Origin of the sequence: Pseudomonas sp. MD330_10 (assembly GCF_042610415.1) — a bacterium.
Lineage (GTDB): Bacteria > Pseudomonadota > Gammaproteobacteria > Pseudomonadales > Pseudomonadaceae > Aquipseudomonas > Aquipseudomonas rhodesiae.
In genome coordinates this window covers 1-233 of record NZ_JBHGZU010000181.1, presented here as the reverse complement: position 1 = coordinate 233, position 233 = coordinate 1, and the positions used below count along the sequence as shown (strand labels likewise).

The 233-nt window shown below is 58.8% G+C and carries 1 protein-coding gene; it reads left to right on the top strand.

Annotated elements, in window-relative coordinates; all coding sequences use genetic code 11:
- Positions 1 to 233 (top strand): glutathionylspermidine synthase family protein (locus tag ACFZPT_RS27120; protein ID WP_379559191.1); only part of this gene is annotated, 233 nt, incomplete at both ends.

Sequence of the window (233 nt, the reverse complement as noted above, 5' to 3'; positions counted from 1 at the left end):
TCGAAGACAAAGGCACCACCGACTACCTGCGCCTGGTCTCGGAAAAAGTCGGCATCGAATCACGCCACTTCGACATCGTAGACTTCGGCCTGACCCCCGTAGGCCGCTTCGTCGACCTCCAGGACCGTTGGATTCCCCAGCTGTTCAAACTGCACGCCTGGGAATTCATCTTCCACGTACCCTTCGGCGCGGCGATTGCCGTGAGTGATACCCAGTTTTTCGTGCCTGCGTGG